Genomic DNA, 20,180 nt, shown 5'->3' with positions numbered 1-20,180 from the left:
CAGCCGCTTAAATAGAAATTACGGTGAGTTATTTTTAACCCGCACCACAATAAACACTCTCTTATCATACAATAAACCCACTATAAAATGCTTACTTTCACCCGTTAAAGCACTCATTTTTGCTCAAACCTAATTAACTCATAAATATAAATTAATTTTCAATTAACTCTGTCCCTGTAAGCTAATAAGTTGGCAAAACTATATCAACTATCCTGACGACCATGCTCACATCAATACATAAATGTATTAATGGCGATGAGGAAAAAGCCTAAATAAATCAAGGAACCACATGAGTCAATCAAACCAACCAAAGACTAAATCGCCTCAAACAGCCTCTGACATAGCCTCGTCCGGTGCCTTTGTACGATTTTTAAACATAGTCGAAAGACTCGGTAACTTATTACCCCACCCAATCACTTTATTCGCCATGTTCTGTGTCGCTGTGGTAGTGATAAGCGGTATTGCGGGTTACTTTGAATTGTCGGTTGTTGACCCTAGACCAGAAGGTACCTCAGGCAGAAGTCCTGATGGTTTAATTCACGTAGTGAGCTTACTCAGCGCAGAAGGCTTACAACGTATTGTGTCAGGCTTAGTGACTAACTTTACCGGTTTTACACCATTGGGTACGGTACTGGTGGCATTACTGGGCGTGGGTATTGCCGAACGTTCTGGTTTGTTATCAGCGGCAATGCGTTTGTTAGTGATGGGATCATCAAAGCGCTTAGTCACTTACACTATTGTATTTGCAGGCATTATATCTAACACAGCGGCAGAGCTAGGCTATGTTGTCCTCATTCCTATGGCTGCAATGATATTCCATTCATTGGGCCGCCATCCTCTGGCGGGGCTAGCAGCGGCCTTTGCTGGTGTATCTGGCGGCTATAGCGCCAATCTTTTATTGGGTACTGTTGACCCTCTATTGTCAGGTATTACTGAAGCCGCAGCACAAATGATCGACCCTGAATACACAGTTGGCCCTGAGGTTAACTGGTACTTTATGTTTGCCTCTACGTTTTTAATTACCTTGCTAGGTGGCCTGGTAACTGAAAAAATTGTTGAACCTAAATTAGGTAAATATGACCCAAGTGAAGCTGGCGACTTAGATGACCAAACCATGGAGAACGTTAGTGATATTGAAAAGCGTGGCTTAAAAATGGCAGCCTTTGCTGCTATCGCATTTTCTGCTTTACTAGCATTGACTATTATTCCTGAAAATGGGCCATTACGTCACCCTGAAACGGGACTCGTGGCTGGCTCACCTTTCTTGAAAGGAATTGTGGCATTTATCTTTATCGGCTTTGCTATTCCAGGTTTAGTGTACGGTAAAGTCGTTGGCACCATGAAGAAGGATGTCGATGTCATCAATGCCATGTCACACAGTATGAGTACTATGGGCATGTACATAGTATTAGTCTTTTTTGCTGCTCAGTTTGTGGCGTTTTTTAATTGGACAAACTTAGGTGCGGTATTGGCTGTAGGTGGTGCGCAGGCATTAAATACTATTGGCTTAACAGGACCATTAGTATTTGTGTTATTTATTATGCTGTGTGGCGTGATCAACCTTATGCTAGGCAGTGCTTCGGCACAATGGGCTGTTACTGCGCCAATTTTTGTGCCCATGCTAATGCTCGTTGGTTATGCTCCAGAAACCATCCAAGCGGCATATCGAATTGGTGATTCAGTCACCAACCTTATCACTCCGATGATGAGCTACTTTGGACTTATTTTGGCGGTAGCTTGCCGTTATAAGAAAGATTTGGGGATCGGCACCTTAATTGCCACTATGCTGCCCTACAGTATCGTGTTCTTTATTGGCTGGACTATGTTCTTCTTCCTGTGGGTATTTGTATTAGGCATTCCAGTCGGCCCCAATGCTGCCACTTATTACACGCCGTAATAAATAACAGCATGGCACAATAATAAAAAGCGCATCTGTGTAAGATGCGTTTTTTATTGGATGCCAGCAAATCAATGGGTGATCCGCTCGCGTTCAAACAGCCATTAAAAATCGATTAATATCGATAAAACCGTCTCCAGTTTATTCTCTAATTCTTGCCATTCTGCATCAGGGTCGGACCCTGCGACTATGCCCGCGCCAGCAAATAAGGTAATTCGACGAGGCTCAATCAATGCACTGCGAATAGCGACTGAAAACTCAGATTCATAATGATTAAAATAGCCACAAGCCCCGGCATACCAACCGCGGGTATAACCTTCACGCTGACGAATAAAGTTCAGTGCACTGTGGCGAGGCAACCCTCCTACTGCTGGAGTTGGGTGCAGCGCGCGTAATAGGTCAAAATCATTCACCCCAGCTTTTAACTCTGCTCGAATTGCGCGGTGTAAATGCTGAATATGGGTTAATTTAAATATTTTAGCTTGCTCGTCAGCGCCAACATACTGACTAAGTGGTTTTAATTCACCCACGATATGCTGCCTAACCAGCTGGTTTTCATGACTGTTTTTAGCATCGTCTAATAACTGCTGCGCTAAAAAGTCATCTTCTTCCTGATTTAAACCTCGGGTCGTTGTGCCTGCTAGGGCTTCTGTAAATAACTCATTTTGGCGACGTAAATATAACCGTTCTGGTGAACATGATATAAATGTCCGTTCAGGACTAAATTGAAACCCAAACTGGAAGCTATTAGGATTACGCCCCTGCCAGCAAGCCAGTATAGTCCAGGGGTCAAGTGACTCGGCAATATCAATTTGTGTTTGTCGCGACAGCACAACTTTAGGGGTAGTTTGATTAAAATTATCTTGAGTCACTTGCTCAACTAACTCGCGCCACCGCTCTTGATTCGGTAAGTCACTGCGACTCATTAGTTGTGTTTTATTCGGCGGAGAAAGCGGTTTAGGCCTCTCTATTTTAGAGATTAAATCAAGCGCTTTTTGGCACTCTAACTCTCGATCTTGGCCATCGAAGTTTAAATTAAGTAAGATTTTTATTTTATGACCACTTCGTCTTAATTCTATACGAGGCAGAACAAACCGAACCCGTCCAAAGTCAGCCCAGCAGTCAACCGTACGGTCAAATGCTACCCCACCGTAGTAACGTAAGTCTTGGCTTGCGTCCTTACTCCGCTGCGCCTGGTAGTCTGCGGATAGTTGATGATCATCCACTTGGTCTTGATAATAGAATTGTTTACACATCCCAATAGCGGCAACTTCTTCAGCCTTGTCGCGGCCATGCCAATAAATACGTGGATACTGAGTTTGTGCACTCAACCAAGATAATAGCGGAACCGCTGGTGCCTCTACAGATAGTTGTACAATCGGCATCATATTAGGCGCCTGCATAACTTGGGCAAGTTTTTGCTTTAAGTCATTAAATTGTGAACTAAAAAAGTGACCAGACAATATCGACTCCTATTTATGCTGATAATTTAGATAAAGTTAATCAACCAAAGATTCAGTGTCAATCGTCAACTCTACACGCTGTGATCTATAATTAATTAATATGCTAATATTGCAGAATGATGGTGTAAACTATTGCGCATGCTATAACGTAAATCTTTAAGGTTTTGAACATTGACCCCAAGGAAGGCTCAATATTAAGCAGGCCAATATCACTTTAACTATAATATAAATTGTTAAGTGCATTTTTGACCTTGAGGGCGCTTGTCAAATGAGTGATTCAACAGAATCGTCAAACACTGTAAAAATTCCAGTCGCCAAACTAAACCTCGGTATGTTTGTGACTGCTATCGATCATAACAACAGCACTGTAGAAATTGCCAATGCCGGCCAAATAAAAAGCCGTGACGCTATTACAAAATTAGCTAAAAGCAATATTAAATTTGTATGGGTAGATATTGACCGCTCATCAGACAGTTGCGGTCTAAAAAAAGTGCCTCCACAGCAAGTGCCTGGTAAACCACTGGCAAGAAAAGCCACTATTAGCCGTGATGCTCAACAAGTTCACGCAAAAAAACTTCTCAATGAAGCGAAAGGGTTAATCAAAAAAGTATTATCTGAAACCTTTGAAGGTAAAGCCGTTGAGGTTGGTCCTTTTGAAGCCGTTGCCGATAAAATGATTGAATCTGTGATGGATGATGCTGACGCCTTTAAATGTATTTCAGCGCTGCGCACCAAAGATGCTTATTTGCTGGAACACTCAATCAATGTCGCATTTCTATTAGTGACTTTCGGTAAACACCTCAAACTAGATATCGACACCCTTCGCCAAATGGCTGTTGGTGGTATTTTGCATGATATTGGCAAGGTAAAAGTCGATAATAAAATTTTGCATAAACCCGGAAAACTAACACCGGAAGAGTTTGAACATATGAAACTGCATCAAGTTTATGCGGTTGAAATTATGGAAGACACCAAGGGTTTGTCGCAGATCAGTAAAGATGTATGCTTAATGCATCACGAAAAGCTAGATGGCCGAGGCTACCCGAAAGGTTTGAAAGGGGATGAACTTCCAATACATGGGCGAATGAGTTGTATTGTCGATATTTTTGACGCGCTAACTGCAGCACGTTGTTACAAAGAAGCCATGAGCCCGGCTGCTGCATTTAAAATCTTAATCAGCTTAACGCCGTTCCACTTAGATCAATCATTGGTTTACGAGTTTATCCGCTGTATTGGAGTTTATCCTGTGGGATCACTGGTACAACTGTCAGATGAACGTGTCGGTATTGTCTGGGAAGCTAAAAACCGTGATGCATTACACCCTATAGTGAAATGTTTCTACTCGTTAAAACACAAACGCTATACCGATGTCACTATGGTGGATTTGCTAAAAGCTGACATTAACATTGAACGCGGTATCTCCCCAAGCGCACTAGATGTGGACCCTGCACCATTTTATTAATTCTTGATATCAATACACCATATTAATGGTAAGTAATGTCCCCATACATGGGGGCAAGCTTAGCGAGTAAAGCATTGCGGGTTTGTATCGGAATATCGTTCTGCTGCATTGCTTTGGTTAAATGGCCGACAACAGCGTCAAAGTCAGCCTGGCTAATGTTCAACCCCTGATGCGCATTAAACATGCTCTCGCCTTGGTAGTCACACCCGCCCCCGGACACAACACATAAATGTTCGACTAATCTTTGCTTGAAAACACTAATATCCGTTTCACGAAAGTGATCAACTATACGTTCATCTTGTGAAATTAGCTTTAAAAAATCATCGGCAATTAACTCAAGACCATGATAACCGCCAAGGCGTTGGTAAAGCAGGTTTGTAGATGGTTTAGTAATAGAACAGCCTAAACATATCACTAACAAAACACTGCTAATTAGCATAATACCAATGTGTCTCATAACGCCCCCTCAACTGAGAGATACCAGCCTTTTTGTTGCTCAAAACCCGCAATATCACCTAAATCGGCATAAGCGGCTGTTACTGAAAAATATTTATTCACAAACCATGCTAAAAAAATATCTTGCCAGTCGTCTTCTTTAGCAAAATCCAACTGATTGGGTTTCTGACGATACTCGTAACCTAGGGCAAGATCATCGCGTAATAAAACAGCTACTGAGCCCTCTAACATCAACTGATAGTCATTTGAATTCACACTACCAAAACCAAGTAAACCAATTTGATTCGCCTTAGTGGCTCGCACCGTAGCATTAAGTAATAAATTACGACCCGCTATCGCATCTAAAATCACCTTGCTAGAGGCTAAATAAATATCTAAACCTGAATCATCTTGCGCGCCTACCGCGCTGGGCAAACCAAAATCGTCAACTTTTTTATACTGCATACCCACACTGATTTGTGGCATGGAACTATAAAGTAACTCGCCTGTAAGTTTATATTTTATCCCTAAAATATCTTGTCCAAGTTCACCACCTAATGAATCTAAACTAAATGTTTGTTTGGCTATGCTAAGTTCAAATTGATTATCATAACTAACGGATGCGCCCACGACATTAAGGGTAAAGTCATCAACTGCAACCTTAGTAGCCATTGCGGTTGCCGCCCACTCACCACTACTGCCATAACCGTTAATCACTGCCCAGGGAACAATACCGCCACCAGCTGATCCCTCAATTTCACTGGCGCCACCCGTGGCAATAATTCTGCTCGATTCAGCATAACTATTGGGGATAAAAATCACACAGATAGATAAAGTTGCGGCAGATATGGCCTGTAAAATACGTTGCATGTTAAATTCCCACGCTATTAGAGTTAAGCTGTCGTGCGATTAAATTCACTCACCCAAACCTGCAACTCGGCAGCTTTGACGGGCTTAGAAAACACATAGCCTTGGATAATATCACAGTCCATTTGCTTTAAAATATCAATCCCTAATGGGGTTTCAACACCTTCGGCGACCACAGACAAAGCCAGGCCTTTAATCAATTTAATGCTGGTTTCAACTATCATATGGTCAGTCGCGTTATGATGAATGTCTTTGATAAAACTGCGATCTATTTTCACTTCATTAACGGGTAACATTTTCAAATAAGCTAATGACGAGTGACCCGTCCCAAAATCATCAATCGCAATATGAAAGCCGTGTTGTTTAAATTGGCTAAGCACCTTAATGGTGGTTTCTGTGTCTGTCATTACCGCACCTTCGGTAACTTCAATAGCTATCGCGTTAATAGGTAAATTAACATCATGTAACTGCTGCGCTAATCGAGCTGGCAATGACTCATCCATTAAGTCATGTGCAGATAAATTAATCGCCACAGAAATAGCTAACCCTTGTTGATGCCAAATGTGCGCCTGACGGATAGCTTCAGCCATAACCCATTCACTAATAATCGAAATGTTACCTGAGTTCTCGGCAAGTAGGATAAATTCATCTGGGGGAACAAAGCCCAAATCTGGATGCTGCCAGCGAATTAATGCTTCAACAGCATGACAAGTATTAAGTTGAATATTCACCTTAGGCTGATATACCAAATGCAATTGCCCTTGAATTAATGCTTGCGGTAAATCCCGCACCAATGACAACTCGCGTTGATATTTATCATCATCACCTTCTTGATAAACATACGAATCATCGGCTTGAACACAGGCATGGTTCAAGGCTATCTCAAGGTGTCTAAAGAGAGTGTCTATATGTTGATACAAGCCATTCAACTGCACAATGCCAGTTCTAATTGATAACGTTATTTTTGACCCTGCAACATCAAATGGCATAACCACACCATGTAAATACTGGCTAATCTCAGCTTTATTTGCCGGTTGTTGTAACAACAATAAAAAGGCATCGCCGTCTAACCTTGCAACAAGGGATACATCAATAGACAAGCGGCTTAACCGTTCAGAAAAACTGACTAACAGCTGATCACCATTAGCAAAACCAATAATGTCATTCACTTGCCTAAAATGCTTAATATCAATCAATAACAAGGTACCAGTTAAGCCAATAATTTTATGTTTGATGTGTTTTTCGGCGGCAAAACGATTAAACAAACCCGTTAAGGGGTCGTGTTCTGATTGATATAAAAAGTCTTGTTCACGTTGCTCAATATTACTGCGCATTGTGGACAAGGTATCTGCAAGAGCCTGCAATTCTGCAGGGGCGCCGTAAATTTTAGTAGGATTTTCACCCTGGCCCACTTTTTTTGCGAAATTAACCAAAGCATCTATCGGTTTAGTTAATCCATTGGTGACCCACATGGCCACAATAAAGGCCAATAAAGAAGTGAATGCAAATATCAACAGCATGTTGTTACGCAGTTGCTGATAATTGAGTTGCCAGCGCTGATTAGACTGATGCAATACGACCCATTGCTCATCACTTTGCGGATCTAACTGAATAGCCTGGGACAAATAGTTATCAGGATAGTGCTCTTGTGGGGGAAGGGTAGCATCGGCAAAACGGAATGGGATATCACTTAAGTGTTGAATCAATTCTGGCGCTAAAGTAGAAATAATTTCAACAGGTATTGATGTTGAGTTAATAAAGCTCACATCGATACCTGTCATCGCCTTAGCTTGTTGAGCCACATTTTCATCGAGTAAAAAGCCCATACCAACCCAGGCAATTAATGTTGGCGCTTTTACTGGCTGAAACACAAATTGATAGTTAGCGTGATTAACATTTAACATCACAAAGTCGTTATCTTCACTTTTATGCTTGGTAAATAACCTAGCAACATCGTCGGCTGATAAACCTGTCAAACTAGACGATAGCAACTGCCCCTGCGGTGAAAGTAATATGGCCGCATTAGCATTAATACGTTTACCATGATTCGATAAAACCGAAGAAATGGTCTCTTGCTCTTTAGTCGCAACAGCACGTTTAAAGCCAAAGTCAGCACTCAGTAATGACAAACTCTGATTCAACTGCTCACTGCGGTTAGCCAAAATATCGCTAAAAACGTTAATACCGACACTTAATCGCTGTATTTGCTGTTGCCGACTGGCATTTTGAGTCGCATTCAACACAAATACTGCCGTTAACAGTTGCACTACAGTCAGTACCACTAAAAAGACCAAAATCAATCTATGTCGAAAACTATTGCGCATTGGCTAACTCAATTTGAGTTGACTGACTGGTTGCAGCAAATCCTGCTGGGGGTGATGTTGGCTTGTCCTGATGTTCTATATCAAGCTGTAGCTCAAGCGTTTTTGGGGGTTCGCCGGTTAATACCATTGGTGCTACTGCCACGGAAGTTTTCTGCCACGGGTGCCATACGTTAACGTTATATGTTCCTGGGGTTAAATCATTAAAGCTCACACGACCTTTATTATCGCTGACATCGTAAAGTGGACTTTGGGCGACATAAATAAATGCCTGCATATAATCATGAATATTACAGCCTATCGCCACAATACCCGGCTGTTCAAATTCGATTGGCTCTTCTGCTTTTCCGACATATAACTTTAATTCAAACGGTTTTGCGGCTGAAAATGAATACACATGGTGCCGGGTACGATCAAAGTTAGGAAAATTGACTTTATCGCCTTGTTGAACAGCCAGTACAAAAGGCTGGAATATTCGATTCTGCTGCTTCATTTCATGATTGTTAATGGCTGATGCTGACATACTATGTTCAGGGATCAACTCCACCACAGCATCACTGATTGAAGCACCTTGAAGGTCACTCACATCAACATCTAAGATAGTCGCTGACGCGCCAACAGATAAGGTAAAAAAGGTTAACAATATCAGCACCCGTAATCGAAAACTCAGCATTTATATCTCTTCTTGGTTGATGACACATTTGCAGTAAGTTTAGCTTAACCCTTTGCATAAATGCATAATATTACTCTGCTCACTATGTAACTAAGTATGATCAATATAACCAACTTCTTACTAATATAACTAATAACATAATTTACGCTGTTTGGGTTTATCAATTCCCGCAAACAAGTGTTAAGTGCGTAAACATTAAACTCAAATATTCATTAAAAAGCCTATTCGAGTAAAACTGGCCACATCTACAGTGCTGCTATCGTCTGGCACAATTACCCCGAGGTGACGCTCGGTATTTGGCACATCATTTAGTAGCATGTTTAACTCAGCTAGCCCAGTCACGACAAAATGGTAACCAATCAGTTATGAGATAGTTAAAATTGATATTGGCGCCAACAAAGTCATTACCTCGATAATATCATCCGCTTTTATCATTATATTGGAGGGGAAATGACACAATTATGGCTATCACGTCGGCTTAAATCAGCTGTGATTATTACCTTATGTATTATCGCCGTTATTGCCTCCATACAAACAACAGGACTCACACGAGCATTAATCGAGTTAATTGCATTCGGTGGTCTTATTTGGCTAGCATTAAGCAAACCTGATATTAAACAGCACGACGCCTAACGGTTAAGCCTTCAAAAGATTTTGTTACCGCTGATCCCCTCGTTCAAGTTATTCACGTCTTTGTGATAGATTTTATTTACCAATTTCAGCATCTTTTTGTGCATAAAACTGCACGGCAAATTCAGTATTATTACTTTAAAGCTTTCATACCTAAAATGTCACAATATAAAACAATGAACTGCTGCCAATTGCAAACCATAGCAACACGCCTAACAGTAACGGTTTAGGACCATTAGCGCGCATTTTTTTGACTGTAATCGCTGCACCAATTAAAAACAAACACAAGACTAACACTTGTTTAGACACAGCAAACAATAGGTTATAAACCGGTTGCCCCTGGGGAATAAAGTAGGCAACTAAAATGGCGACACAATAAAACAGAATAAAAAATGGAATGGTAATTTTGCTTTTATCACCACCAAAGGCAATAGCACTTAATAATGCGATAGGAATAATCCATAGTGCTCTAGCTAGCTTAACTGTAGTGGCAATTTTTAACGCTTCATCGCCATAGGCCGCCGCGGCGCCTACAACCGACGAAGTGTCGTGGATAGCAATGGCGCTCCATACGCCAAAATCATATTGAGACAATTGCAGCGCATGACCAATCGTTGGAAACACAAACAAGGCGATTGAATTGAGTAAAAATACGCAGGCTAACGACACAGCAATTTGATCATTCTTCGCATTAATCGCTGGTGCGACCGCAGCAATAGCACTGCCGCCACAAATAGCTGTACCACAGCTAATTAAATGCCCGGTTTTATTGTCTAAGCCCATTAATCGTGTGAGGCCGTAACCTAAAATCAAGGTAAAAAAAATTGAACCCACAATGAGGCCAAGATTATGACTGCTAGCGTCAATCGCTTTAGGTAAATTAATCCCAAAACCTAAACCAACAATCGAATACGCCAGTAGCTTTTTAGTCCACTTACCTAAATCAATACTGTCCGGCACCAAACCGATACTCGCTAATGTAAACCCCATCAGTAAAGCTACCGGAGAAGATATTAGCGGCGTAAGGCACAACAAGCCCACTGCAATAAACAACCACATTTTATAATGTGTAGTAGATAAGTTCGTCATGGAATAACACGTTAAAAAAGCAATTAGCTATTGTAACAACTTGATTGTGCTCAAACGATGTTTATAGTGGATAATTTCAACCCACTACACAAATTATGCCTAGATCGGGAACAGTTAATTGAATGCTATCTCCAGCAGCATTCAAACTAGGCAAGAGGAACAAACTGCTGTAGGCGACATTTAAGTCGCGAAATATCGTGACTTAGTTATAATGATTGATATTTCTTGTTGATCAGTCTTTATAAGCTTAAATATGACCGAAAAAACCAGCTTAACCACCAGCCATTTTCTGCCAGAAAATACCTTGCTACTCAATGCAATGACTGAAGGTGTCTATGGCTTTGACCTTAAAGGGAATGCTGTGTTCATCAACCCAGCAGCAGAGCAAATGACTGGGTGGAATGCTGAAGAGTTAATCGGCAAAAATATTCATGACTGTCACCATCATAGTCATGCAGATGGTAGCCATTATCCTCAGCAAGATTGTCCGATATATCGCACATTACATGATGGTATAGCACGCCAGGTCAGTGAAGATGTGTTCTGGCGTAAAGATGGTAGTTGTTTCCCTGTTTATTACAGCTCAACACCGGTTTATGATAATAATATTCTTATTGGTGTTATCGCCATATTTCGCGATGTGAGTATTCAAAAGCATACTGAAGATTCATTACGCAAAGCCCTCGCACAAGTACAAGCCTTATCTGAGCGATTAACCTCAGAGAATCAATACCTACTCACCGAACTACAAGGTAAGCAAGGCGCTATGGGCTTGTCTGGCAACAGCAAAGCCATAAACCATTTAACTCAGCAAATTAACCTCGTTGCTAACACCGACAGCACAGTGCTAATTTGCGGCGAAAATGGCACAGGAAAAGAGCTAGTCGCACGCAGTCTGCACCAATTAAGCCACCGTAAAAACCACCCCATGGTAAGCGTCAATTGCGCTGCATTTTCGGCATCAATTTTAGAAAGTGAGTTATTTGGTCATGAAAAAGGCGCGTTCACTGGGGCCATTAGTCGACGCAAAGGTCGCTTTGAATTAGCCCATAATGGCACGCTATTTTTAGATGAGATTGCTGAACTCAGCCTTGAAGCACAGTCAAAGTTATTGCGCGTCATTCAAGAGCAATCTTTTGAACGGGTTGGTAGCAGCGAAACCATTAAGGTTAACATTCGTCTTATTGCAGCAACGCATCATGATTTACCCAGCCGTGTAGAGCAGGGTTTATTTAGAATGGATTTGTTTTACCGCCTCAATGTTTTTCCTATTCAGGTTCCTCCCCTGCGCGATCGACAAGAAGACTTGCCTAACCTGGTGAGTGATTTGGTCGCATCACTCAGTCAAAAACTGGCAAAGAAAATCACCAAAGTAAGCGCAAAAGGCTTACACAAGTTACAACAATACCCTTGGCCGGGAAACGTGCGTGAGCTACAAAATTTAATCGAAAGAGAAATCATTCTAACCCACGACAACACGTTAACATTTAATAGCTTACAGCTTCCCACACTCATAGATAACAATACTGCCATTAAGCAGCCTTTAACCATGATAGAAGCCGAGGCTGCGCATATTATCGACATACTAGAATTGACTCAATGGCGAATATCAGGCCCAAATGGTGCAGCAGCCATGCTGGCATTGCCGCCCAGCACATTGCGATCTCGAATGAAAAAACTCGGTATTAACCGTTAGCCTGACGCTTAATCAATATAGGATTCATCAAGCGACTCACTTAAACATCATTGCCGCTAGATCACGACATTTCGCTTAATTGCGATATATCGTGATGCATCATCAACTCAAAAAAATATTTCTCTATTAAAATCAGCTTGATAAGTAAAAAATATGTTGGCTTACCTATTGCTATATAACGACGTAATGTCACTTTAGGAAAACAACATGTCAGCACCAGAATCAAGTCGATTACCATCATCCCAACGCATCCCTATTGTGAATGTCAGCTCATCTCACTCAGGTAAAATTCATGTGCGTGAACAATATGGTGTGTTTCAGCGCATTCGAAAATACAGTAATACTTTATTGATTGCCGTTTTCTTTCTGTTGCCCTTTATAACCTACCAAGGGCGTCAGGCCATTTTGCTTGATGTTACCCAGCAACAGTTTTTCTTTTTTAATATCACCCTATGGCCGCAAGATTTCACTATTCTGGCCTGGATGTTTATGGCGGCGGCATTTGGGTTGTTTTTTGTGACCGTTTATTGGGGCAGAGTATGGTGTGGTTTTTTATGCCCGCAAACGGCGTGGACCGCTATGTTTATGTGGATAGAGGCAAAAGTTGAAGGGAACCATCACCATCGTGCCGCATTAGATAAAGCCCCATTATCTGCATCCAAAATCCGTAAACGCATGACCAAACACAGTTTATGGGCCATTGTTGCATTAGTTACTGGTTGTGGGTTTATGGGCTACTTTATGCCTGCTAAAGATCTATATATTGATATTTTTACTTTTTCTAGCGGGTTTTGGACTGGCGTTTGGGTATGGTTCTTTGCACTTTGTACCTATATCAATGCGGGTTGGATGCGCGAAATGATGTGTTTACATTGTTGCCCATACTCGCGCTTTCAAGCGGTGATGTTTGACTCAAATACCAAAACAGTCAGCTACGATGCCGCCCGAGGCGAATCAAGAGGACAACGAAAACGCTCACAAAATACCGATTTAGGTGACTGTGTAGATTGCAATTTATGCGTGGATGTTTGCCCAACAGGTATCGATATTCGCAATGGTTTGCAATATGAATGTATCAACTGCGGTGCCTGCGTCGATGCATGTAATCAAACAATGGAAAAATTTGGTTATCAACCCAACTTAATTAGTTTTACCAGCGAGAATGCACTAAAGCCAACTCCCGCTATTCTGGCTCCCCAAAGCCAAATAGCTCAAAGCCATAAAGATCAACAACCCGGCATTCCAGCTAAAAAGCTATCGTTAAAAGCGCTAGGATACGCATCAGCTTTACTCATTATGTGCGTATTAATGGTAGTAGACTTAGCCAATCGCAGCTTGATTCAACTCAATGTGATACGAGACCGCCAAACTCTCTATCGTGAAGTTGGAGAATTTGTCGAAAATAGCTATCAACTTAAAATCCGCAATAAAACCCAGCACCCCGTCAATTATATTATTGGTATTGATAGCCGACATCAGGGTTGCGATCTCACCCTTATCACCGACAACAAAGTCCATATTCAACCAGGCGAGCAAATCGAATATCCGGTGACTTTACGCTGTAAACAGTCAGAAAACACAAGTGCGATGAGCAAGCAAACCATCAGCTTCTATATTGCTGACCAAGCCACGCCATCAAACAAAGTCAGTCAAGACTCTAATTTTTTCTGGCCCAGCAACTAATTTTCTAGCCAAGCAACTTAAGCAAGTAATCAAAAAGCCAGCGGGGTTAGCCCGCTGGCTTTGAGTAATTCTTGCTTAAATGCTTTCTTAATACGCTAAAGTTAGCTACAGGCTTAACGCTGGTGCATGGCGTAATCGCTACCATCTTTAGCAGTAAACACTTTGCAACGGCCTTCGGTTGGTTTGCAGCTTGAGTGTAATAAGCTGATCCATTGTTTGTAAGGTGTCGGTAAATTCTTAATTGGCATTTCAATTTGAATATCTTCAATGTTCGCCAAATCATCAGAGCCAATATCGCCCTGGCGGTCGAAACAAATTTCAATATGAGTGTCATTATTTTTTAATACCACGGATGTTGGCTCGCTTTTATGACCCGTTAGCGCAACAAATTGGCAAGGATTTAATAAACCACATTGTGTGCCATCTTTTAAAAATGCAAGCAAGTGCGTGTAGTAAACCACATAGCTAGTCACATCTTGGTGTGAGCCTGTTGCTAATGGAAATTGAGCGTCTAAAAATTCTTTCGCATTAATAGAACGATCCAATGGGTTAGTGGTTGCCACAAATTGCTCACCAATGAAGTGGTTAAGGTTTTGGGTAGATGTTTTGCTTGCTTGAGTAGACATGTTCATAGCCTTATCCTCTTCTTTTAATCGTAGGTCACATTATTTTATTTATAATGATTCAAAATGGTTTTTAATTTAAGCCTTGTTCACAGCTTGATTTTTAGTCTATGCTATTTTTACTAAGAATTTCACAATAAAAATTTTACAGTGTGAATTATACAAAATGAGAAATGATAAAAGCTTGATGCGAAAGACCCATTTTCTGGGTACAAAAATAAGAAACTTGCGTAAACGCAACAACTTAACCATGGAAGACTTATCTGCCCGCTGTATGCGGGTAGACGCTAACAACTCACCTTCTGTGTCATATTTATCTATGATTGAACGTGGTAAGCGTGTGCCAAGTGCCGATATGCTTGCGGTTATCGCAGTGGTTTTTCAAAAAGAAGTCGGCTGGTTTCTGGATGACGTGCCAGAAGATCACGCTATTACGCCTGAAAAAGGCAATAAAGGTGGCATTAGTGGTATGCCGCTAGAGCCAAGCTTTTTATTCTCTAATGATATTTTACAAATTGCGATACCCGAAATGCTGTCGCAAACCGGTACATCGGGCAGGCAGTTTGCCCACTTGCTAATCCGCGCGCACCAAGAGCATCACCAAAATCATTTTCCTGATTTAGAACGTGCCGCTGAAGATGTGGGTTTAAAACGTATGCCCTTAATGGCCGATGACATGCTCACCATTGCCGCCAGAATGGGATTAGTGATTAAGTGGATTGACCGCACTCCGCAAGAAATTCGTGATGAGATGGGGGCAAGCTCACATCAATTAGTGACTTCTTTCTTTGAGCCTCCCGGTACGATTTACTTAAATAACACCTTAAAAGATCGTCCTCATCGTTTGAAATATGATTTAGCTGTGCATATTGGTCACTGTGTGTTGCACAACAAAGACGGTTTAAAGTCGGTGATGACCTCAGGGCGAAAAGAAGAAGGTGATGACAACGGTATTCCACAGTCAAACACGCTTAATGCTCAAGATATTTTGCATGCCTGGCGTGATTTTGAATCAAGCTTTTTTGCCGGTGCGTTATTGTGCCCTAAGGTTCCCTTTAGGCAATTGCTTGACCGTCACGGCTATGAAATTAGTGTTCACAAGCAATTACAAGTTTCTGCATCGGTTGCTATGCGCCGCATGACGGTGGTGTCACCTTACCCACATTGGCATTTCTTTGATGCCTATGCGCCAGGCAAATTAAAAGCGGTATATCGCGGCAATGGTATCCCGCTGCCATGGGGCAACATGCGTTTAGTGGAAGACCCTTGTCAGCACTGGGCGGTGTTCAGAATGATTAATGAGCCGTCATCTGGTACGTCAGCGCAAATTTCGATTTTAAATGTCGGTAATCAACCCCGAATATATTGCTGTGAATCTATCAAGGTTGAAGACTCAGCGGGTAATCCACATGTGCTGTGTGCAGGTATTGATTTGAACCCAGCTATTGATGCCCAGGGTAAAGATTCACTGTCGATTGCCAATGATTTGAAACAAGCGTGCGCCTCTAATGGTGGCTCTGTGGTTATTCCAAGGCACATCAAACAAGATCTCACCAGTGTGGCTAAAATTCTTAACATTAATTGGATTGAACGCGGCATTAAAAATGACGCCCGCTTAATTTGCTCACGCGGCGCAGTGTGCCCAAGACAGCCAAGTTGTTATGCGGCAGGCAAAAATCTATGTGAAGATAATTAACTCAAACACTGTCAATATTAAAATGCCGTTTAAATATCAATTTAAACGGCATTTTATTAGCTTACAAAAGATGTAACCGATAACAGCTTAAGCCCATTGGCTATATGGCTGCTTCATTAATGAAGAATTGTAATAACGATTATCACCAGTCACCTCTTCACCTAACCAATCAGGTTTTATCACCACTTGCTGTTCACTTTCTAACTCAAGTTCAGCCACTACCAAGCCTTGATTATCACCATAAAACTCATCAACCTCAAATACTTGGTTTTGATATTCCACCAAGTATCGGGTTTTATCAATGACACCTTGTTCACATAATTTAAGTAAGTCTTGAGCTTCTTGCACACTGATTTCTTTTTCCCACTCAAAGCGTGATAACCCAGCTTGATTACTAATACCTTTGATGGTTAAAAAGCCTTGATCACCCATTATTCTAACTCTTACCGTGCGCGATTTTTCAGAGTTTAAATATCCTTGAACAATTCGAGTTGAGCGGTGAGCAAGTGATTTAAATTGGTCATTATGTACAAGATACTTACGTTCAATTTCGACAGTCATTTAATAAGATTCAGCTAAAGATGATGAAACCCATTATTGAAATTTATCACCTATTTGTATAGGCATTTATTTGCTTCTTGTTGCTATTACCTTTGCCATAGACTATTCAAAGGCTTCAGAATTAGACCTTCACAATAAGTTAGCCGCAGAACCTAAACGGACTAACATGAACAAGAGTATGTTTAGAACGAGCCATGAGTTAAAGACGATAATGCCTATTAACCAATGTTATTTCTTAATTGCAGAATAGATTGTTTTATGAATCATTCGTAGATGACTCAACACTGAAAAAAGAGTTAATTGTGGTGCAATTGTTAGAAGATAATTTGTCAAACTCCACTGCCTAGGTAATATTGGTAGTATGGAGAATATTGCTAGCATAAATGATTAACCGGTTAGATTAAGCATCAACAGAAAACACTTTTTCAAAAAATTGATCCGTTTCGTTGATAGAACCCCATCTTACATCGGCCGCTTGTTTTACCTCTTCCACCATTTTAAATTCACCGCTTTATCCTCATGCATTAGTTGGAGTTTATCGATGCCTTTAACAAGGCGAATTAACGCATCAAGAGCCAGCCTATTACATATCAACACAGTTAGCTGTGCAACGAGATATTTTATATGCATTTATTATCCAGATCGGTGATCATTTATACTGACCACCAACGACATGAGTATCAAGGGTGCAGGGCTGGAATAAATCATCAGACAATAAAAAAGCAAACACTATGGTTTGCTTTTTTGCTCTCGATTAATACCGCTTACTTACTATTATCTCATAGTAACGAATTCTTCAGCACCCGTTGGATGTATCGCAACTACTGAATCAAAATCAGCTTTGGTTGCGCCCATTTTCATTGCAACACCAAACCCTTGCAGGATTTCATCCATACCAAAACCAATACCGTGTATACCTACCACGACTTCATTATCACCAGCACATACTAGCTTCATTTTACAGGCTTGACGGTGTGCTGTGACGGCTGTGTACATTGAGGTAAAGCCTGAGGTGTAGACTTTCACCTTATCTTTGCCGTACTGCTCAATCGCTTCGGGTTCGGTAAGCCCCATAGTACCAATTGGAGGATGACTAAACACCACAGTAGGGATCACGCTGTAATCCATTTTCGCATTAGGCATTTGACCAAATAAGCGCTCTGACAATAAACGCCCCGCTTTTACGGCAACAGGAGTTAGCTCTACACCACCCTCCATAATATCGCCAACACAGTAAATGCCTTTTGCGGTAGTATTTTGTTGCTCATCGGTTACTACATAACCTTTTGCATTAAGAGTGACATCAGTATTTTCAAGACCAATATTACCTGTTGCTGGTGAACGACCAATAGCCCAAATTAGCGTGTCTACGGTAATGCTATTACCGTTTTCAAGCTCAAGCGTTAAGCTTGCATCAGCATTTTTAATCACTTGCTTTGGCGTGCTGTGAGTATGCAGTGTTGGGCCATCTGTTGCCATTGCTTCAACAAGCGCATCAACTAAGATAGGGTCAAAGTTGCGCAAAGGTGCATGTTTACGCACTAATAAATGAGTTTCGCTACCAAGGGCATGTAATACGCCTGCTAGCTCAACAGCAATATAACCCGCACCAACCACGGCCACGCGTTTTGGTTGGTGACGTAGTTCAAAGAAGCCGTTTGAATCGATACCGTATTCTGCTCCTGGAATATCAGGAATAGTCGGCGCACCACCGGTAGCGACCACAATATGGTCGGCGGTGTAATGCTCACCATTCACTTCAATTGTGTTGTTGTTAACAAACTTGCCGTAACCGTTTAGTAGTGTCACTTTGTTGCTAGCAAAACCACGGCCGTAGGCTTCGTGAATACGTCCAATGTAAGCTTCACGATTATCAACTAAGGTGTTCCAATCAAATTTATTAACTGTGACATCAAAACCATAATCTTTGGCATAAAGATTCATGGCATCTGCGACATGCGCACCATACCACATCACTTTTTTAGGCACACACCCTACGTTTACACAGGTGCCACCCACATGTTTTGCTTCAATAATTAATACTTTTGCACCGCGCATTGCTGCACGATTTGCTGATGCGATACCGCCACTGCCGGCACCCAAAGCAATATAGTCAAAATGTTGAGCCATGATAATCTCCGCTGCAATTGATATGGCTATTGTAGGGAGGAAACGACTTGGATGCTAGGTGCCATTAATAAACTCGCGTTAACGTTTGTACTGGCATCGGTCGTGATCACCCTGAGAAGGTCCTTTTCCTGCGCACTGCAAACATTTCCACTCAGATAACCTAGCGGACAACTCTTTTTCAAAATGTTGTTGATGGCGGTTTTCTGTTCGAACTTTACCTTGCAAATAGGTAATACGATTATGCAGCCAGCGACAACTGGGATCATCGGCCATTTTAGCCGTTGCGGATGATTTTGTTTTGGTGGATGTTTTTTCAGACCCTTTGATGGATTTTGTGGCATTTTGTAACCGATATGGTGTAACTAATGCTTCCTCAGCATCATATTCAAGTGCAAATGAAGGCTGACTTATCTTAATAGGTTTACCTTCACTGTCATAAACACCATCTTTACCAAGCTTTACTGCAGATTGATTATTAAGCTCAGATTGTTTTAACTTAGTATTGGCAGTTAGCTCTGCCCAATCATCACCGGCAATACTTTGATTGATACTTGAGAGACAAATTAGAGAAAATAAGACAGAACAGAATAAAATGAAAAGTTTCATAATGCATCCTTGCAAAAAATGAGGTAATAAAAGCATAACAATCCTGCTGCGCTTTAAAGTGTAGACTAAGTTTCACATAAAGATGTAATCGTCATCTAGCCGAGTTAGAAAGTCCAGTTAACATGCACACCAGCGTAGGTTTGATTTAAACACCCCGTTACACCATCAACCGATGCTTCACGCTTAATATCCTTTAATGCTTTGGTACGGCTAAAGTGCGCTGACAATTCCACATTGTTAGATAGTGCATAACCCGCTTCAACACCAAATAGCATGTAAATGCAAATCGGGAGCAAAATCACTTTTTTTAGTCAATTTTTAGCCTAGGTAATGCCTAATAAAGTATTC

17 protein-coding genes are annotated in these 20,180 nt (G+C 41.3%); 6 read left to right on the top strand and 11 right to left on the bottom strand.

Annotated elements, in window-relative coordinates; genetic code table 11:
• The first annotated feature begins 289 nt into the window (after positions 1–289).
• Positions 290–1,897, top strand: a complete 1,608-nt coding sequence (locus FJ709_RS00780) for an AbgT family transporter (protein ID WP_226412527.1) — start codon at positions 290–292, stop codon at positions 1,895–1,897.
• Positions 1,898–2,001: 104 nt separating this feature from the next.
• Here FJ709_RS00780 and FJ709_RS00775 read toward each other — a convergent pair whose 3' ends face one another.
• Positions 2,002–3,360: an isochorismate synthase gene (locus FJ709_RS00775; protein WP_404829990.1), complete on the bottom strand. Its 1,359-nt coding sequence runs from the start codon at positions 3,358–3,360 to the stop codon at positions 2,002–2,004.
• 268 nt (positions 3,361–3,628) lie between these two features.
• Between FJ709_RS00775 and FJ709_RS00770 the strand changes: the two genes are divergently transcribed.
• Positions 3,629–4,822: an HD-GYP domain-containing protein gene (locus FJ709_RS00770; protein ID WP_226412525.1), complete on the top strand. Its 1,194-nt coding sequence runs from the start codon at positions 3,629–3,631 to the stop codon at positions 4,820–4,822.
• A gap of 22 nt (positions 4,823–4,844) precedes the next feature.
• Here the strand turns inward: FJ709_RS00770 and FJ709_RS00765 are convergent, their stop codons facing one another.
• The 4 genes from FJ709_RS00765 to FJ709_RS00750 are packed head-to-tail and all read right to left on the bottom strand — an operon-like array spanning position 4,845 to position 9,118.
• Positions 4,845–5,279: a group I truncated hemoglobin gene (locus FJ709_RS00765; protein WP_226412523.1), complete on the bottom strand. Its 435-nt coding sequence runs from the start codon at positions 5,277–5,279 to the stop codon at positions 4,845–4,847.
• Positions 5,276–6,127, bottom strand: a complete 852-nt coding sequence (locus tag FJ709_RS00760) for a DUF3034 family protein (RefSeq protein WP_226412521.1) — start codon at positions 6,125–6,127, stop codon at positions 5,276–5,278. Before FJ709_RS00760 ends, FJ709_RS00765 begins: the two co-directional genes overlap by 4 nt.
• 23 nt (positions 6,128–6,150) lie before the next feature.
• The gene (locus tag FJ709_RS00755) at positions 6,151–8,448 is read right to left on the bottom strand and encodes an EAL domain-containing protein (RefSeq protein WP_226412519.1); all 2,298 of its coding nucleotides are present in this window, start codon (positions 8,446–8,448) and stop codon (positions 6,151–6,153) included.
• Positions 8,438–9,118, bottom strand: coding sequence for a methylamine utilization protein (locus tag FJ709_RS00750; RefSeq protein WP_226412517.1), 681 nt, complete (start codon positions 9,116–9,118; stop codon positions 8,438–8,440). Before FJ709_RS00750 ends, FJ709_RS00755 begins: the two co-directional genes overlap by 11 nt.
• Before the next feature lie 450 nt (positions 9,119–9,568).
• On the opposite strand from FJ709_RS00750, the gene FJ709_RS00745 reads away from it, so the two are divergent.
• Positions 9,569–9,751, top strand: a complete 183-nt coding sequence (locus FJ709_RS00745; protein ID WP_226412515.1) for a hypothetical protein — start codon at positions 9,569–9,571, stop codon at positions 9,749–9,751.
• A 150-nt stretch (positions 9,752–9,901) separates the two neighbouring features.
• Here the strand turns inward: FJ709_RS00745 and FJ709_RS00740 are convergent, their stop codons facing one another.
• Entirely contained in the window at positions 9,902–10,837 is a 936-nt protein-coding gene (locus FJ709_RS00740) for a YeiH family protein (protein WP_226412513.1), read from the bottom strand.
• A 253-nt stretch (positions 10,838–11,090) separates the two neighbouring features.
• Here FJ709_RS00740 and FJ709_RS00735 point away from each other — a divergent pair, with 253 nt between their 5' ends.
• Both FJ709_RS00735 and ccoG read left to right on the top strand, forming a co-directional pair.
• The gene (locus tag FJ709_RS00735) at positions 11,091–12,533 is read left to right on the top strand and encodes a sigma-54 interaction domain-containing protein (protein WP_226412511.1); all 1,443 of its coding nucleotides are present in this window, start codon (positions 11,091–11,093) and stop codon (positions 12,531–12,533) included.
• 207 nt (positions 12,534–12,740) lie between these two features.
• Positions 12,741–14,216, top strand: coding sequence for a cytochrome c oxidase accessory protein CcoG (gene ccoG / locus FJ709_RS00730; RefSeq protein ID WP_226412509.1), 1,476 nt, complete (start codon positions 12,741–12,743; stop codon positions 14,214–14,216).
• 113 nt (positions 14,217–14,329) lie between these two features.
• Here ccoG and FJ709_RS00725 read toward each other — a convergent pair whose 3' ends face one another.
• The gene (locus FJ709_RS00725) at positions 14,330–14,848 is read right to left on the bottom strand and encodes an aldolase/citrate lyase/malate synthase family protein (RefSeq protein WP_226412508.1); all 519 of its coding nucleotides are present in this window, start codon (positions 14,846–14,848) and stop codon (positions 14,330–14,332) included.
• 157 nt (positions 14,849–15,005) lie between these two features.
• Here FJ709_RS00725 and FJ709_RS00720 point away from each other — a divergent pair, with 157 nt between their 5' ends.
• Complete coding sequence (locus tag FJ709_RS00720; RefSeq protein WP_226412507.1) at positions 15,006–16,535, top strand: DUF3612 domain-containing protein; 1,530 nt, start codon at positions 15,006–15,008, stop codon at positions 16,533–16,535.
• An 87-nt stretch (positions 16,536–16,622) separates the two neighbouring features.
• Here the strand turns inward: FJ709_RS00720 and FJ709_RS00715 are convergent, their stop codons facing one another.
• The 4 genes from FJ709_RS00715 to FJ709_RS00700 all read right to left on the bottom strand — a co-directional run bounded on the left by FJ709_RS00715 (position 16,623) and on the right by FJ709_RS00700 (position 20,107).
• Complete coding sequence (locus tag FJ709_RS00715) at positions 16,623–17,096, bottom strand: CYTH domain-containing protein (RefSeq protein WP_226412506.1); 474 nt, start codon at positions 17,094–17,096, stop codon at positions 16,623–16,625.
• Positions 17,097–17,870: 774 nt separating this feature from the next.
• A complete protein-coding gene (gene gorA, locus FJ709_RS00710; protein WP_226412505.1) occupies positions 17,871–19,226 on the bottom strand; it encodes a glutathione-disulfide reductase in 1,356 nt (451 codons plus the stop codon).
• A 78-nt stretch (positions 19,227–19,304) separates the two neighbouring features.
• On the bottom strand, positions 19,305–19,832 hold the full coding sequence (locus tag FJ709_RS00705; RefSeq protein ID WP_226412504.1) for a hypothetical protein: 528 nt from the start codon (positions 19,830–19,832) through the stop codon (positions 19,305–19,307).
• A 104-nt stretch (positions 19,833–19,936) separates the two neighbouring features.
• Positions 19,937–20,107 (bottom strand): hypothetical protein, encoded by a 171-nt coding sequence (locus tag FJ709_RS00700; RefSeq protein ID WP_226412502.1) that lies wholly within the window; start codon positions 20,105–20,107, stop codon positions 19,937–19,939.
• Between the last annotated feature and the right edge of the window lie 73 nt (positions 20,108–20,180).

The sequence above is a fragment of the Shewanella glacialimarina genome (genome assembly GCF_020511155.1).
Classification (GTDB): domain Bacteria; phylum Pseudomonadota; class Gammaproteobacteria; order Enterobacterales; family Shewanellaceae; genus Shewanella; species Shewanella glacialimarina.
The sequence above is the reverse complement of the archived record's forward strand: the minus strand, read 5'-3'. Positions and strand labels throughout refer to the sequence as shown.

Bases quoted from the DNA above. Each gene is read 5' to 3' on its own strand.
- FJ709_RS00780 (WP_226412527.1), top strand. From the start codon at position 290: ATGAGTCAATCAAACCAACCAAAGACTAAATCGCCTCAAACAGCCTCT.
- FJ709_RS00770 (WP_226412525.1), top strand. From the start codon at position 3,629: ATGAGTGATTCAACAGAATCGTCAAACACTGTAAAAATTCCAGTCGCC.
- FJ709_RS00765 (WP_226412523.1), bottom strand. From the start codon at position 5,279: ATGAGACACATTGGTATTATGCTAATTAGCAGTGTTTTGTTAGTGATA.
- FJ709_RS00760 (WP_226412521.1), bottom strand. From the start codon at position 6,127: ATGCAACGTATTTTACAGGCCATATCTGCCGCAACTTTATCTATCTGT.
- FJ709_RS00755 (WP_226412519.1), bottom strand. From the start codon at position 8,448: ATGCGCAATAGTTTTCGACATAGATTGATTTTGGTCTTTTTAGTGGTA.
- FJ709_RS00750 (WP_226412517.1), bottom strand. From the start codon at position 9,118: ATGCTGAGTTTTCGATTACGGGTGCTGATATTGTTAACCTTTTTTACC.
- FJ709_RS00745 (WP_226412515.1), top strand. From the start codon at position 9,569: ATGACACAATTATGGCTATCACGTCGGCTTAAATCAGCTGTGATTATT.
- FJ709_RS00740 (WP_226412513.1), bottom strand. From the start codon at position 10,837: ATGACGAACTTATCTACTACACATTATAAAATGTGGTTGTTTATTGCA.
- FJ709_RS00735 (WP_226412511.1), top strand. From the start codon at position 11,091: ATGACCGAAAAAACCAGCTTAACCACCAGCCATTTTCTGCCAGAAAAT.
- ccoG (WP_226412509.1), top strand. From the start codon at position 12,741: ATGTCAGCACCAGAATCAAGTCGATTACCATCATCCCAACGCATCCCT.
- FJ709_RS00725 (WP_226412508.1), bottom strand. From the start codon at position 14,848: ATGAACATGTCTACTCAAGCAAGCAAAACATCTACCCAAAACCTTAAC.
- FJ709_RS00720 (WP_226412507.1), top strand. From the start codon at position 15,006: ATGAGAAATGATAAAAGCTTGATGCGAAAGACCCATTTTCTGGGTACA.
- FJ709_RS00715 (WP_226412506.1), bottom strand. From the start codon at position 17,096: ATGACTGTCGAAATTGAACGTAAGTATCTTGTACATAATGACCAATTT.
- gorA (WP_226412505.1), bottom strand. From the start codon at position 19,226: ATGGCTCAACATTTTGACTATATTGCTTTGGGTGCCGGCAGTGGCGGT.
- FJ709_RS00705 (WP_226412504.1), bottom strand. From the start codon at position 19,832: ATGAAACTTTTCATTTTATTCTGTTCTGTCTTATTTTCTCTAATTTGT.
- FJ709_RS00700 (WP_226412502.1), bottom strand. From the start codon at position 20,107: ATGCTATTTGGTGTTGAAGCGGGTTATGCACTATCTAACAATGTGGAA.